This window comes from Rhodopila sp., assembly GCF_035548235.1.
Lineage (GTDB): Bacteria > Pseudomonadota > Alphaproteobacteria > Acetobacterales > Acetobacteraceae > Rhodopila.
The window spans coordinates 1-13,441 of record NZ_DASZTJ010000242.1 but is presented as its reverse complement, the minus strand read 5'-3'; the positions used below and the strand labels follow the sequence as shown (position 1 = coordinate 13,441).

Here is a 13,441-nt window from a genome sequence, read left to right as displayed (position 1 = left end):
GTCCGGCATCATCGGCTTCCCGCTGCGCCTGCTGGCCCGCGAGAACTACGATCGTATGGTCGCGCGCAAGGGCGCCCGCTACGTCGCGCTGATCACCGGCGAGGAAAAGATCATCCCGCCCGACGCCAAGTGGTTCTCCTGCACCGTGGAGGCGATGCCGCTCGACCGGCACGCCGAGTTCGTCGCGGTGGACGAGATCCAGCTCTGCGCCGACCCCGATCGCGGCCATGTCTTCACCGACCGGCTGCTGCACGCCAGGGGCATGGTGGAGACCATGTTCCTGGGCGCCGAGACCATCCGCCCGCTGCTGCACCGCCTGGTCCCGCAGGCCGAGGTCGAGACCCGGCCGCGCCTGTCGCAACTGACCTATGCCGGTCCCTCGAAGCTGGTGCGCCTGCCGCCGCGCAGCGCCGTCGTCGCGTTCTCCGCGTCGGAAGTCTACGCGCTGGCGGAGCTGATCCGGCGGCGGAAAGGCGGATGCGCGGTGGTGATGGGCCGGCTGTCGCCGCGCACCCGCAACGCCCAGGTCGCCTTGTACCAGGAGCGGGAGGTCGACTTCCTGGTCGCCACCGACGCGATCGGCATGGGCCTGAACATGAACGTCGACCATGTCGCCTTCGCCGGCCTGGGCAAGTTCGACGGCCATCGTCCCCGCCGGCTGACCCCCGCCGAGATCGGCCAGATCGCCGGCCGGGCAGGGCGGGGCATGAAGGACGGCACCTTCGGCACCACCACCGAATGCCCGCCGATCCCCGACGAGGTCGTGGAAGCGGTCGAGGCGCATGAGTTCGAGGCGCTGGACGTCCTGTGCTGGCGCAACAGCGACCTCGATTTCACCTCGGTCGACGCCCTCGTGGGCAGCCTGAACGCGCCGCCTGCCCGCCAGGGCCTGGTGCGCGGGAACGAGGCTTCGGACCTGGAGACGCTGACCGCCCTGGCGCGCGACCCGGACCTGCGCAAGCTGGCGCAGGGGCGGCGGCAGGTGCGGCTGCTGTGGGATGCGTGCCAGATCCCCGATTTCCGCAAGCTGGCCGACGACACCCATGCCAAGCTCTGCGCCCGCGTCTTCGGCCACGTCGCGACGGAGACGACGCTGCCCACCGACTGGCTGGCGGCGCAGATCCAGGCGCTGGACCGCACCGAGGGCGACATCGACACCCTCATGCAGCGCCTCTCCGGCGTCCGCGTCTGGTCCTATATCGCCGCTCGGTCTGAATGGGTGAAGGATACGAACCACTGGCAGGCCCGCGCGCGGGAGGTCGAGGACAAGCTGTCCGACGCCCTGCATGAAAGCCTGACCAGCCGCTTCGTCGACCGCCGCGCCGCGCACCTGATGCGCCGCCTGCAGAGCGGGGAGAGCGAGGACCTCTTGTCCGCCGTCACCCGCCGGGGCGAGGTCATGGTCGAAGGCCACCCGGTCGGCCGCATCGAAGGCTTCCGCTTCGTCCCCGACCCGGAGGCGGCGGGCGAGGAGAAGAAACTGGTCATGCGCGCCGCCCGCCGCGCGCTGCGCGCCAGCATGCCGGCGCAGGTGAACCGGCTGGAGGCGGCCGGAGACGAGGACTTCGCCTTCACGCCCGACCACCGCCTGCTGTGGGAGGGCGCATCGGTCGCGCGGCTGGTGCGGGGCGTCTCGCCCCTGCGGCCGCGCGTGCAGGTGCTGGAAAGCGAGTTCCTGGACGGCAGCGAGCGCGAGCGGGTGCGGGCCAAGCTGCAGGCCTGGCTGCAGGCGCGGATCGCGGCGGACCTCGCGCCGCTGTTCGCGGCCGAGGCGGCGGCCCAGGCCTCGCCCGCCCTGCGCGGTCCGCTGCATCGGATGACCGAGGCGCTGGGCCTGGTCCCCGGCGAGGACGAGGAGACCCTGGCGCACGACATCCGTCCCAAGCTGCGGGAACTGGGCGTGCGTTCGGGCCGGTTCGCGCTGTTCATGCCGGCGCTGATGAAGCCGCGCGCCGCGGCGATGCGGATGCGGCTGTGGTCGCTGTTCCAGGGCGTGAAGCTGGCGGCGCTGCCGAACGCCGCGCTGGTCTCGGTGCCCGCCGACCAGCCGGCGTGGCCGGCGGGATTCGCCGCGGCCGCGGGGTGGATCGCGGCCGGACCGATCCTGCTGCGGCTGGACATCGCCGAACGCATCGCCGGGGAACTGGGGCATCGCGCGCGGCGCGGCCCGGCGGTGCTGCCGGCGGGCCTGGCCTCCCGCATGGCGATCAAGCCGGACCTGCTGCCGGTGGTGCTGCGGGCCCTCGGGTTCCGGGTCCTGCCGGCCGGCGGGCTGGCGCCGGACCAGGTGGGACCGCCGGCGCCGCCGATGCTGACGCCGCTGCGCCGCCCGCGTCCGCAGCGGGAGATGGCGCGACGGCCCGCCAAGATGCGGGAGGCCGATCCGGTGCGGGTCGCGCATACCGGTCCGTTCGCCGCTTTGGCGGCATTGCGGCGGTAGGCCGGGATGGCGGGCAGCGACATCGAGGACCGGGACTGGCAGCGCCTCGACAAATGGCTGTGGTGCGCGCGGATGATGCGGGCCCGGTCGGACTGCGCCGCGCTGGTCGCGCAAGGGGCGATCCGGATCAACCGCCAGCCGACGGCCAAGGCGCATGCAAGGCTGCGGATCGGCGACGTCCTGACCATCCCGATCCGGGGCGAGGTGCGGGTGCTGCGGGTCTCCGCCCTGGCGATCCGGCGCGGGCCGGCGACGGAGGCGCGGATGCTGTACGAGGATGTCAGCGATGTGCCGGCACCATCTTGCATTGCCCGGGGTACATCGGCATATCCCGACGCTTGATCGGCGGGACGCCGCCCTTCCTCTCCAACGCCAGGGGTTTGTCTATGACCTATGTGGTCACCGAAAACTGCATTCGTTGCAAGTACATGGATTGCGTCGAGGTCTGCCCGGTCGACTGCTTCTATGTGGGTGCCAACATGCTGGTGATCCACCCGGACGAATGTATCGACTGCGGCGTCTGCGAACCGGAATGCCCGGCCGAGGCGATCGTCCCGGACAGCGACGACAAGGCGACGCCCTGGATGGAGAAGAACCGGGAGTTCGCGGGCGTGTGGCCGAACATCACGCGCAAGGGCACGCCGCCGGACGACGCGGATGAGTGGAAGGACAAGCCGGGCAAGGCGGACCTGTTCTCGTCCGATCCGGGACAGGCATAGCCGGGGCAGGGACCGCCGGCGCGACCGTAACCTGGTGAAACGAGCGTTGATCGCGCTTGCCCGCTGACTTGGCGGCGATTTTCTGCTATGACGTCGGCCTTGCCCGCCACAAGGCGGCCCGGGTCATCACCGGATGACGGCCAAATCGGATGAAGGCCGGCAATCTGGAGCCAGCGACCGGGGTCCGCCGGACGGCGCGGGGTCGCTGCGCATCTTGGGGGAGAGTGCTGGCCGGCGGTCCGCGGCTTCTTGGCCGCGGCAGGGTGGATTATTGAACGTATCGAACTGAGGGTAGGTGAGTAAAAGTGGAAGAAATAGCCAATCGGGTCGCGGAACCGGACACTCAGGCGCCAGTGCGGGAGCCGGAGCGTCGCCCAGTGCAGAACAACGGTCCGAACCTGACGCCCCGCGCCATTGCCAAGGCTGAAGTCTTCCAGGAAGGCGACCATGTGGTCTACCCGACGCATGGCGTCGGCAAGGTGATGCGCATCGCGGTCGAGGAGATCGCCGGCCAGAAGCTGGAACTGATCCACATCACGTTCGAGGAAAACCGCATGACGCTGCGGGTGCCGGTCCCCAAGGCCCGCACCGCCGGCCTGCGCAAGCTGGCGACCCGGAAGATGTTCGACGAGGCGCTGGCCGTGCTGAAGGGCAAGGCCCGCATCAAGCGCACCATGTGGTCGCGCCGCGCCCAGGAGTATGAGGCGAAGATCAACTCCGGCGACCCGCTGGCGATCGCCGAGGTCGTCCGCGACCTGCACCGCAACGCCGGCCAGCCGGACCAGAGCTTCTCGGAGCGGCAGATCTACGAAGCGGCGATGGACCGCCTGGCCGCGGAACTGGCGGCGCTGGACAAGACGGACAAGCAGACGGCGATCAACAAGCTGACGGAGTTCCTGAAGACGGTCTGAAAAGGACCGTCGACCCGGCAGGGATTTTTCCGCCCATCGGGGCCCGCACCCCATCCGAGCCGCTTCCATCCGCCACGGCCGACTCGAACCCGCATCCGCCATGGCCCGGCTCGACCCCGCATCCGCCGCGGCTCGGCTTGGTCGGGCCATCCGGTGCCTCATGGCAGGATTTGGCCCGGTCAAGCCGGGCCGTCACGAGACCCCGACCTGGACCGGGCCACGACAATTTCCCGAACCGAACGGCCTCGCGTGACGGCTGTCCCCGGCCTATTTCACCGCCGCCACCCGCAGCGCGTTCGTCGTCCCCGCCGTGCCGAACGGCACGCCCGCCGTGACGACGATCTCCTCCCCATGCGCCGCGAAGCCCTCGGTGAGTGCCATCCGGCAGGCGCGGCTGACCGCTTCGGTCATCGAGTGGACGTCCGGCGAGACCACCGCGTGGACCCCCCAGACCACCGCCATCTGGCGCGCCGTCACCTGGTTCGGGGTCAGTCCGATGATCGGCGGTTCCGGGCGTTCCCGCGCCATGCGCAGCGCCGTGCTGCCCGAGGCGGTGAACGCCACCAGCGCCTTCGCCCCGATCGTATGTCCCACCTGCGCGGCGGCGGCGGCGATGGCCGCGGCGGCGTTGTTCTCCGGCGCGGTGTGGGAGGCGTCGATCATCGCCCGCCATCCCGCGTCCTGCTCCACCCGGGCGACGATGCGGTCCATCATGTTGACCGCCTCATAGGGATACTGGCCGGCGGCGGTCTCGCCTGACAGCATCACCGCGTCCGCCCCGTCGAACACCGCCGTCGCCACGTCGGACGCCTCCGCGCGCGTCGGGGCCGGGGCGCTGATCATGCTCTCCAGCATCTGCGTCGCCACCACCACCGGCTTGCCGAGTTGGCGGGCGAGGCGGACGATGCGTTTCTGGGCGAGGGGGACTTCCTCGGGCGGCAGCTCCACGCCCAGGTCGCCGCGGGCGACCATCACCGCGTCCGTCAGGGCCAGGATCTGGTCCAAATTGTCCAGCGCCTGGGGCTTTTCCAACTTCACCATGACCCAGCAGCGGCCGTTGATCAGTTGCTTGGCTTCCTCGACGTCCTCGGGCCGCTGCACGAAGGACAGGCCGATGTAGTTGGCGCCGTGGGTGACGGCGAACTCCAGGTCGGCACGGTCCTTGTCGGTCAGTGCCGGGATCGGCAGCACCATGTCGGGGACGTTCACGCCCTTGCGGTCGGACAGCGGGCCGCCGACCACGACCTCGGTCTCCAGCGCGTCGGGGCGCTTATGGGCGACGCGCAGCCGCAGCTTGCCGTCGTCCAGCAGCAGCGTGGCGCCGATCGAGGCGGCCTCGATGATCTCGGGATGCGGCAGGTTGACGCGCTGGGCGTTGCCGGGCGTGGCGTTCAGGTCCAGGCGGAAGGGCTGGCCGGTCTGCAGGTGAACGCGCCCGCCGCTGAAGCGGCCGACGCGCAGCTTGGGGCCCTGGACGTCGGCCAGGATGCCGATGGGGCGGTCGAACTTCTCCTCCAGCTCGCGGATGATCGCGAAGCGGGCCGCGTGGTCTTCGTAGCTGCCATGCGAGAAGTTCAGGCGGAACACGTCGGCGCCGGCCTGGAACAGCCGGGTGATGACTTCGGTCGTGGAGCTGGACGGGCCGAGGGTGGCGACGATTTTCGTGCGCCGGCGACGGCGCAGCCTGGGGCGGACGGCCATGCAGGGGGTTCCTCTCGTTAGGCGATCAGGATCGCCCTGATATCGTTCACATTGGTAAGCGTCGGGCCAGTGACAATCAGGTCCCCGACCGAACCGAAGAAGCCATGGCTGTCCAGCCGGCCCAGGTCGGCCCGAGCGTCGCGGCCGGCGGCCTTGGCGCGGACGAGCGTGTCGGGGGTCAGCAGCGCGCCGGCGATCTCGTCCATGCCGTCGATCCCGTCGGTGTCGCCGGCGCAGGCCCAGATGCCGGGCACGCCGTCCAGCGCGATGGCGAGGCCCAGCAGGAACGTCGTGTTGCGGCCGCCTTTCCCGTTGGCGGCGCCGGTCATGGTGACCGTGGTCTCCCCGCCGGACAGCAGCACGGCGGGCGGCTTCGACGGGTGGCCATGGGCGCGGACGGACCGGGCGATGCCGGCGAGGACGGTGCCGACCTGCGCGGCCTCGCCTTCCAGCGCGTCGCCGAGGATCAGCGGCGCCAGTCCAAGCGTGCGGGCTTTGGCGGCCATGGCCTCCAGCGCCATCATCGGGGTGGCGATCATGCGGAATTCGGCCAGCGGCAGGCTGCCCGGCTTCGGCGTCTCGTCCCGGTCCTGCGTCAGCCGTTCCGCCACCGCGGGCGGCGCGGTGATGCCATAGCGCGCGATCAGCGCTCGGGCGTCGGCGAAGGTGGTGGCGTCGGGCACGGTGGGGCCGGAGCCGATCACCGCCGGGTCGTCGCCCGGCACGTCGCTGATCGCCAGCGTCACCACGCGGGCCGGCGCGGCCGCGGCGGCGAGGCGGCCGCCCTTGATCGCGGAGAGGTGTTTGCGGACCGCGTTCATCTCCGTGATGTTGGCCCCGCAGGCCAGCAGCGCCTTGTTGATCGCCTGCTTGTCGGCCAGCGTCAGCCCCGGCGCGGGTGCCGCCAGCAGCGCCGAGGCGCCGCCGGACATCAGCGCGATCACCAGGTCGTCCTTGGTCAGGCCCTTGACCCGCTCCAGCAGCCGTTGGGCACCTTTCTGGCTGTTCGCGTCGGGGACGGGGTGGGAGGCTTCGATGACCTCGATCCGCTGCGTGGGGACGGCGTGGCCGTAGCGGGTGACGACGGTGCCCTCCAGGGCGACGTCCGGCCAGGCGTCCTCCAGCGCGGCGGCCATCAGGGCCGCGGACTTGCCGCCGCCGACGACGATGACGCGGCCCCGCGCAGGCTTGGGGGGCAGGTGGGCGGCGAGCACGGTGCGCGGGTCGGCCGCGGCGACGGCGGTGTCGAACAGGGTGCGCAGGGCGTTCCTGGCGGTGGAGTCGGTCCAGGCCATGCGGCCGTTTCCCCTTGTTGGCAGTGCGTACCCGGACTTTACCCCGGCAGCGGCGGCGCCCAAATACTGTGGCGCCAGATACTGGGGCGCCAGATACTGTGGCACCCGATACTATGGCCAAGGCGTCGTGTCCGCACCAGGGGACACAATCCAGTCGCAGCAGGAGTTTAGCCATGTCCGCACCCGACCTCGATCCCGCCACCCGCACGGAACTGGAAGCCGCCGCGTTCCGCCGGCTGGTCGCGCACCTGCGGGAGCGCACGGATGTGCAGAACATCGACCTGATGAACCTGGCGGGATTCTGCCGGAACTGCCTGAGCCGGTGGTACCGCGAGGAAGCCGCCGAGAAAGGCGTCACGATCGCCGACCCGGATGCGCGGGAGATCGTCTACGGGATGCCGTACAAGGAATGGCAGGCGAAGTATCAGAAAGAAGCGAGCGCGGAGCAGAAGGCGGCGTTCGCGAAGGCGAATCCGGGCCACTGAGAGCCGGGAGGGCCGCACGCATCGTGCCGGCGGGGAATCCGGCTGAACGAATCCGGCCGAACGAATCCGGCTGAACGAGTCCGGCTGAACCCTGGCCGGCATGGCCCGCGCCTGCCGGCTGAATGCGGACGTTCATCATTGTTGTCATGGCAAAAATAGCTTATGGTCATCCCCATGAGGGCTTCCCCCAAAACGTCCGACAAGCCGTACCGCGAAGCGCCCAAATGGGCTGCGACCTATCGTGGCGTCATGATACAGCCGAGTGCCGGCTCCTCGCGCTTCACGCGCGACCAGATCAAGAAAGCCGTGGAGACGGCGATCGCGAAGCATGCCGGCGAATTCGCGCGAGAAAAATAAACCCGCCTGGTCGCGTTCAGTCTTCATCAACTGCCCGTTCGACGAAGCCTATAAGCCGCTCATGCGGGCGGCCTGCTTCGCGATCATAGCCTGCGGCTACACGCCACGCTGTGCGCTGGATTACAACGACAGCGGCGCCGTACGGCTGGTGGAAATCGCCAGGATGATTTCCGAATGCGGGTTTTCCATCCACGATATCTCACGCGTCGAGCTCGACCGCGCCAGCAGGTTGCCACGCTTCAACATGCCGCTTGAGCTCGGCATGGACCTTGGCCTGCGGTTGCAAGGCTCAGCGCGTCAGAAGGGGCGCAGAACCCTGATCCTCGATGCGGTCGCGCATCAATACGACAAGACGTTGTCGGACATCTCCGGCCTCGATCCTCAATTCCACAGGAATGACGCGCGAACGGTCATCCGCCACGTACGCGACTGGCTGAACGCCTATCGAGATCCGGCGATCGACGGCGGTCCGCCGGGCGCACGCGCGATCTACGACGACTATCTGGCCTATACGACGATAGCGCCTGACATCATCCAGGCGCTTCGCCTCGATTCACCTCTGACGAACTTCCTCACCTCGACTATCTGAGGGTCGTCGAGATCGCCTTGCCGCGGATTGCCGCGGCCCGGGGTGCCCAGTCCTGATGTCCGGTCAGCCGCCGTGCACCGTCGGCTCCCGCACCAGGTATTTCCGCAGCACGGCCATGTCCGGTTCCCGCCCCAGCCCCGGCCCGTCCGGCACCGTCACGCGGCCGTCCTTCGCCGTGAGCATGTCGCCATAGGGGCTGGCTTCCAGGTCGATGAACAGCCGCTCGAACGGGGCGTCCGGCGCGAAAGCGGCATTGCAGTGCAGCGAGGCAAGATAGCCGGCGCCGAAATAGGCGTTGTGCGGCACCAGCCTGACGCCGTGCGCCTTGCACAGCGCCGCGATCTCGATCATCGCCGACGGCCCCCCGATCTTCGTCACGCTCGGCTGTGCGATGTCCTGCGCGCCGGCCTCGAACGCCGCCTTGAAGTCGTGCAGGCCGGCGGCGTTCTCGCCGGCCGCGATCGGGATGCCGCCCTCGAAGCGCACGCGGGCCAGGCCGTCATGGTCGCCCGGCGGCCAGACGGGTTCCTCCAGCCAGGTCAGGTCCAAATCCTCCAGCTCGCGGCACATCCGCAGGGCCTGCGGGATCGTCCACGGGCAGTTGGTGTCGACCATCAGCCGCGCCGAGGGGCCCAGCGCCTCGCGCGCGGCGGCGATCTCCGGCGTGGTGATCTCGTGCAGCTTCACGTCCCGGTAGCCGCGGTCGGCGGCGCGCTTGCAGGCGGCGGCGACCTGTTCGGCCGCGCCATAGCGCAGCAGCGACGCATAGGACCGCAGCGAGCCCACCGGCGAGGCACCCAGCAGCCGCCACAGCGGCAGCCCCGCCGCCTTGCCGGCGATGTCCCACAGCGCGATGTCCAGCCCCGACAGCGCGAACATGTGCGAGCCGTTGCGGCCGAACAGGTGGAACACCTTGCTCAGGCGCTCGCGCAGCCCGGCGATGTCGCGCGCGTCCTGCCCCAGGAGCGCCGGCGCGAGCTGCGTGTCGAGCACGGCCAGGGAGGCGGCGCTGCTGCCATGGCCGAAGGCCTCGCCCCAGCCGTCGATACCGGCGTCCGTCCGGACGCGCAGCCAGACGGTGTTCATCTTCTGCGCGTTGATCCCGCCTTCCACTTTCGGCTTCCCGCCCATGTCGAACGGAGTCTGGGTCCAATAGGTCTCGACGGCGGTGATCTTCATGGCGGTTCCTCCTGGCCGCGCATTCTGGACCGGCCGGCGGAGCTTGTCGAACCGCGGGAGGGGGACGACAATCGCGGCAACGGAGGAATCCAAGGGGCAATAAGTTGGCAAAAGACAGGATCAGGATCGGCTGCGGCGCCGGTTTCGCCGATGACCGCATCCCGCCCGGCGTGGAGATCGTCGAGCGCGGGGAACTGGACTACCTCGCGATGGAATGCCTCGCGGAACGCACCATCGCGCGGGAGACGCTGGACAAGAAGAAAGACCCCGACAAGGGCTACACGCCCGTGCTGCTGGAGCGGATGGAGGCGATCTTCCCGCCGGCGCTGAAGAAGGGGATCAAGGTCGTCACCAACATGGGCGCGGCCAACCCGATGGGCGCGGCGAAGGCGGTGCGCAGGCAGGCCCGCGACTGGGGATGCGGCGATTACCGCTGCGCCGTCGTGGTGGGCGACGAAGTCTCCGACCTGATGCGCCAGCATCCGGAGCTGCCGTTGATGGAAGACGGCGCGCCGCTGGAGACCCTGCTGCCCAACATGGCCTCGGCGAACGCCTATCTGGGCGCGGACATGGTGGCGAAGGGCTTCGCCACCGGCGCCGAGCTGGTGATCACCGGGCGGGTGGCCGATCCGGCGCTGTTCCTGGGGCCGATGCTGCACGCCTTCGGCTGGTCGTATGACGATTACGCGAAATTGGCGAACGGCACGCTGGCGGGGCACCTGCTGGAATGCTCCGGCCAGTTGACCGGCGGCTGCTTCGCCGATCCGGGGAAGAAGGAGGTCGAGGACCTGGCCGGTCTCGGCTATCCGCTGGCCGACGTCTGGGCCGACGGCCGCGTGCAGGTCTCCAAGACGCCGGGTTCCGGCGGGCGGCTGGACGTCGCCACCTGCACCGAACAACTGCTGTACGAGATGCACGACCCGTCCGCCTACATCACGCCGGACTGCGTGCTGGACGCGTCGAAGGTGACGTTCGAGCAGATCGCCAAGGACCGGGTGGAATTCCACGGCGCCGCGGGGAAGCCGCGGACGCCGACGCTGAAGGTCGTGGTCGGCTATTTCGACGGCTATATGGGCAGCGGCGAGATGGGCTTCGCCGGCGTCAACGCCCTGGCGCGCGCCAAGCTGGGGATCGAGGTGGTGAAGGAGCGCCTGCGCCGCCGCGGCCTGACGTATCCGGAGATGCGGATCGACCTGATCGGCATGAACTCGCTGCACGCCAACGCGATCGACCACCTGGCGGAACCTTACGAAGTGCGGCTGCGCATCGCCGCCCGCACGCCGGACCGGAAGGCCGCCGAGGCGGTGGGCGCCGAGGTCCGCAGCCTGCACATGCAAGGCCCGACCGGCGCCGGCGGCGGGATCAATTTCGGCGCGAAGCAGATCCTGGCGGTGAAGTCGGTGCTGATCCCGCGCGACTGGGTGCGGCCCGAGATCGTGATGGAGACCGCGGCATGAGCGTGCGCGTCTATGACCTGGCGCACGCCAGGGCAGGGGATAAGGGCAACACGTCCAACATCTCGGTCACAGCCTATGATGCGGCCGGGTTCCAGGTGCTGCGGCGCGAGCTGACCCCGGAGGTGGTGCTGGCGCATTTCAAGCACCTGGGCGCCGGCCCGGTGCGGCGCTACGAGCTGCCGCAGTTGCGGGCGCTGAACTTCGTCATCGAAAACGCGCTGGGCGGCGGGGTGACGCGGTCGCTGGCGATCGACCCGCACGGCAAGAGCCTGAGCGCGCTGATGCTGACGATCACGCTGCCGGGGCACAACGAGGGGGCTTGAGGGAGACTCATGCCGCGCTAGATGAGAAGGTGCATTTCAGCGTAAGGTCAGCTTGGAAAGAGAGGCATCATGTCGTCCACGCTCGCTGCTCCCCCCAAGACACGCAAGCCGGCGGCATCCGCGCGTCGCGCTGCGCCAAGACGCGCCGCGGTGGAGGTGGAGACGATCGATCCGGTGCAGATGAAAGAGATCGAAGAGCTGCTATCCCGCATCGAACGGAAGGTCGCGGCTTTGTCTGCCGGCGCGGATAAGCTCTTGAAGCGTCTTTCCTGACAGGCGCCATCGTCCCGTGGCTAAGACTCCGGTGGGTGACGTCCTCAGCCGAGCGCTCAGGACGATCGATGAATTGGTGGAAATGGTCAGGAAGCATGAGGAAATCCTGGACAGGGTCACCGGCCAGCTGACGGACGTGGAACGGCGGCTGCTGGCGATCGAAAAGACCCGGAAACCGTGACCGGGGACGGGTCGCCGCGCTGGCCGGACGGGGTCGAGCCGGTCGGCGTCGAGGATTTGAACCGCCTGGGCATCGACTCCCGCAACCAGCTTTACTGGGACGGGCAGCGGATCGAGATCCGGCGCGTGCTGGAGCTGACCCGGCTGCAGAAATGGTTCGCCGCGATGGCAGCCGTGGTCGGGTTGCTCGCCGGCCTGTCGACCATTGCGACCGGCCTCAACAACGCTTCGGTCTTTCTCTGCGCGCGGCAGATCGCCGTGTTGGGCTGTCCCTTGCATTGACGGGGCGCTTCGCCGGCTTTTACGCTGCGCCGCAGCAGCCGACCGGAGCCTCATGAGCACGCTACGCACCGATCCCGCCCGTTTCGAGGTGGTGAAGAACGCCCTCTATTCCGCCGCCGAGGAGATGAAGATCGTCCTGGCGAAGACCGCCTATTCGCCGCTGCTGAAGGTCGCCGGCGACTATTCCTGCGGCATCTTCGACGTCGCCGGCAACATGGTGGCGCAGGGGCCGGACCTGCCGATCCACCTGGGGTCGATGCCCGATGCGGTGCGCGCCGTGGTGAAGGCCTTCCCCGAGGTGCGGGAGGGTGATGTTTTCATTCACAACGATCCGTACCAGGGCGGGTCGCACCTGCCGGACGTCAACGTCGTCGCGCCCGCCTTCCACGACGGCCGCCTGCTGGGCTTCGGCTGCGTGCGCGCGCATTGGCCCGACATCGGCAGCGCGCAACCCGGCAGTTACGGCGCCGTGACGGAAATCTATGGCGAGGGCCTGCGCCTGCCGCCGGTGCGCCTGTATCGCGACGGGCAGCCCGACCCGGCGATCGAGGCCATCATCTTCGCCAATGTCCGCACCCCGGTCGAGCGCCTGGGCGACCTGCGCGCCCAGGTCGCGGCCAATACCCGCGCGGCGCAGCGGCTGCGGGACCTGGCGGTCGCCTATGGCACGGATGCGCTGCTGGGGATCATGCAGGACGTGCTGGACTACTCCGAGACGATGATGCGCAAGGCACTGGCCGCGCTGCCGGACGGGGAGGCCGCGTTCACCGACATCTTCGACGGCGACGGCGTGATCGCACGCGGCGAGACCAAGGACGAGACGTTCAAGGTCCGTATCAAGGTGACGAAGCGCGGCGACACGATCACCGCCGATTTCACCGGATCGGACCCGGCCGTCGCCGGGCCGATGAACGCGCCGCTGACGGTGACCGCCTCGGGCGTGTACTGCGCGCTGAAGATGATCGCCGACCCGAAAAGCCTGATCCCGCCCAATTCCGGCTGCTGGCGGCCGGTGACGGTGACGGCGCCGCCGGGGTCGGTGGTGAACGCGCAGCACCCGTCGCCGGTGGTCTATGCCAATCACGAGATGTCGCACCGCATCGCCGACATGGTGATGGCGGCGCTGTTTTCGATCACGCCGCGCACGGTGATGGCGGGGTCGCAGGGGACGTCGGCGGTGATCACCTTCGGCGGGATCGATTACCGGTCGGGAGACCGTTACGTTTCATACGAGTCCGTCAAGGGCGGAT

15 protein-coding genes are annotated in these 13,441 nt (G+C 69.2%); 12 read left to right on the top strand and 3 right to left on the bottom strand.

Annotated features, from left to right (window positions below):
- From VHB27_RS19630 to VHB27_RS19615, 4 genes are all read left to right on the top strand, one after another.
- The coding region (locus VHB27_RS19630; RefSeq protein WP_325603699.1) for a helicase-related protein at positions 1 to 2,440 on the top strand (2,440 nt) is incomplete at its 5' end.
- Between the two features lie 6 nt (positions 2,441 to 2,446).
- Positions 2,447 to 2,782, top strand: a complete 336-nt coding sequence (locus tag VHB27_RS19625; RefSeq protein WP_325603697.1) for an RNA-binding S4 domain-containing protein — start codon at positions 2,447 to 2,449, stop codon at positions 2,780 to 2,782.
- Between the two features lie 44 nt (positions 2,783 to 2,826).
- Positions 2,827 to 3,159, top strand: a complete 333-nt coding sequence (gene fdxA / locus VHB27_RS19620; RefSeq protein ID WP_325603695.1) for a ferredoxin FdxA — start codon at positions 2,827 to 2,829, stop codon at positions 3,157 to 3,159.
- Positions 3,160 to 3,536: 377 nt separating this feature from the next.
- Positions 3,537 to 4,070 carry a CarD family transcriptional regulator gene (locus tag VHB27_RS19615; RefSeq protein WP_325603693.1) on the top strand — a complete coding sequence of 178 codons (534 nt, stop codon included), beginning with the start codon at positions 3,537 to 3,539 and terminating at the stop codon, positions 4,068 to 4,070.
- 267 nt (positions 4,071 to 4,337) lie between these two features.
- Here VHB27_RS19615 and pyk read toward each other — a convergent pair whose 3' ends face one another.
- Positions 4,338 to 5,771 (bottom strand): pyruvate kinase, encoded by a 1,434-nt coding sequence (pyk, locus tag VHB27_RS19610; RefSeq protein WP_325603691.1) that lies wholly within the window; start codon positions 5,769 to 5,771, stop codon positions 4,338 to 4,340.
- A gap of 17 nt (positions 5,772 to 5,788) precedes the next feature.
- Complete coding sequence (locus VHB27_RS19605) at positions 5,789 to 7,066, bottom strand: glycerate kinase type-2 family protein (protein WP_325603689.1); 1,278 nt, start codon at positions 7,064 to 7,066, stop codon at positions 5,789 to 5,791.
- 173 nt (positions 7,067 to 7,239) lie between these two features.
- Between VHB27_RS19605 and VHB27_RS19600 the strand changes: the two genes are divergently transcribed.
- Positions 7,240 to 7,551 carry a DUF1244 domain-containing protein gene (locus VHB27_RS19600; protein ID WP_325603687.1) on the top strand — a complete coding sequence of 104 codons (312 nt, stop codon included), beginning with the start codon at positions 7,240 to 7,242 and terminating at the stop codon, positions 7,549 to 7,551.
- 328 nt (positions 7,552 to 7,879) lie between these two features.
- Positions 7,880 to 8,497: a hypothetical protein gene (locus VHB27_RS19595; RefSeq protein ID WP_325603685.1), complete on the top strand. Its 618-nt coding sequence runs from the start codon at positions 7,880 to 7,882 to the stop codon at positions 8,495 to 8,497.
- 63 nt (positions 8,498 to 8,560) lie between these two features.
- On the opposite strand, the gene VHB27_RS19590 is transcribed toward VHB27_RS19595, so the two are convergent.
- Positions 8,561 to 9,676 (bottom strand): mandelate racemase/muconate lactonizing enzyme family protein, encoded by a 1,116-nt coding sequence (locus VHB27_RS19590; RefSeq protein WP_325603684.1) that lies wholly within the window; start codon positions 9,674 to 9,676, stop codon positions 8,561 to 8,563.
- Positions 9,677 to 9,780: 104 nt separating this feature from the next.
- Here VHB27_RS19590 and VHB27_RS19585 point away from each other — a divergent pair, with 104 nt between their 5' ends.
- The 6 genes from VHB27_RS19585 to VHB27_RS19560 form a co-directional block, all read left to right on the top strand.
- Entirely contained in the window at positions 9,781 to 11,133 is a 1,353-nt protein-coding gene (locus VHB27_RS19585) for an acyclic terpene utilization AtuA family protein (protein WP_325603682.1), read from the top strand.
- Entirely contained in the window at positions 11,130 to 11,456 is a 327-nt protein-coding gene (locus VHB27_RS19580) for an AtuA-related protein (protein ID WP_325603681.1), read from the top strand. The genes VHB27_RS19585 and VHB27_RS19580 overlap by 4 nt, the downstream gene beginning before the upstream one ends.
- A gap of 69 nt (positions 11,457 to 11,525) precedes the next feature.
- Complete coding sequence (locus tag VHB27_RS19575; protein WP_325603679.1) at positions 11,526 to 11,729, top strand: hypothetical protein; 204 nt, start codon at positions 11,526 to 11,528, stop codon at positions 11,727 to 11,729.
- A 16-nt stretch (positions 11,730 to 11,745) separates the two neighbouring features.
- Entirely contained in the window at positions 11,746 to 11,910 is a 165-nt protein-coding gene (locus tag VHB27_RS19570) for a hypothetical protein (RefSeq protein ID WP_325603677.1), read from the top strand.
- Positions 11,907 to 12,191 (top strand): hypothetical protein, encoded by a 285-nt coding sequence (locus VHB27_RS19565; protein ID WP_325603675.1) that lies wholly within the window; start codon positions 11,907 to 11,909, stop codon positions 12,189 to 12,191. The genes VHB27_RS19570 and VHB27_RS19565 overlap by 4 nt, the downstream gene beginning before the upstream one ends.
- 52 nt (positions 12,192 to 12,243) lie before the next feature.
- Positions 12,244 to 13,441 (top strand): hydantoinase B/oxoprolinase family protein (locus tag VHB27_RS19560; protein WP_325603674.1); only part of this gene is annotated, 1,198 nt, incomplete at its 3' end.

Bases quoted from the DNA above. Each gene is read 5' to 3' on its own strand.
- VHB27_RS19580 (WP_325603681.1), top strand. From the start codon at position 11,130: ATGAGCGTGCGCGTCTATGACCTGGCGCACGCCAGGGCAGGGGATAAG.
- VHB27_RS19625 (WP_325603697.1), top strand. From the start codon at position 2,447: ATGGCGGGCAGCGACATCGAGGACCGGGACTGGCAGCGCCTCGACAAA.
- VHB27_RS19590 (WP_325603684.1), bottom strand. From the start codon at position 9,676: ATGAAGATCACCGCCGTCGAGACCTATTGGACCCAGACTCCGTTCGAC.
- VHB27_RS19605 (WP_325603689.1), bottom strand. From the start codon at position 7,066: ATGGCCTGGACCGACTCCACCGCCAGGAACGCCCTGCGCACCCTGTTC.
- fdxA (WP_325603695.1), top strand. From the start codon at position 2,827: ATGACCTATGTGGTCACCGAAAACTGCATTCGTTGCAAGTACATGGAT.
- pyk (WP_325603691.1), bottom strand. From the start codon at position 5,771: ATGGCCGTCCGCCCCAGGCTGCGCCGTCGCCGGCGCACGAAAATCGTC.
- VHB27_RS19600 (WP_325603687.1), top strand. From the start codon at position 7,240: ATGTCCGCACCCGACCTCGATCCCGCCACCCGCACGGAACTGGAAGCC.
- VHB27_RS19575 (WP_325603679.1), top strand. From the start codon at position 11,526: ATGTCGTCCACGCTCGCTGCTCCCCCCAAGACACGCAAGCCGGCGGCA.
- VHB27_RS19595 (WP_325603685.1), top strand. From the start codon at position 7,880: ATGCCGGCGAATTCGCGCGAGAAAAATAAACCCGCCTGGTCGCGTTCA.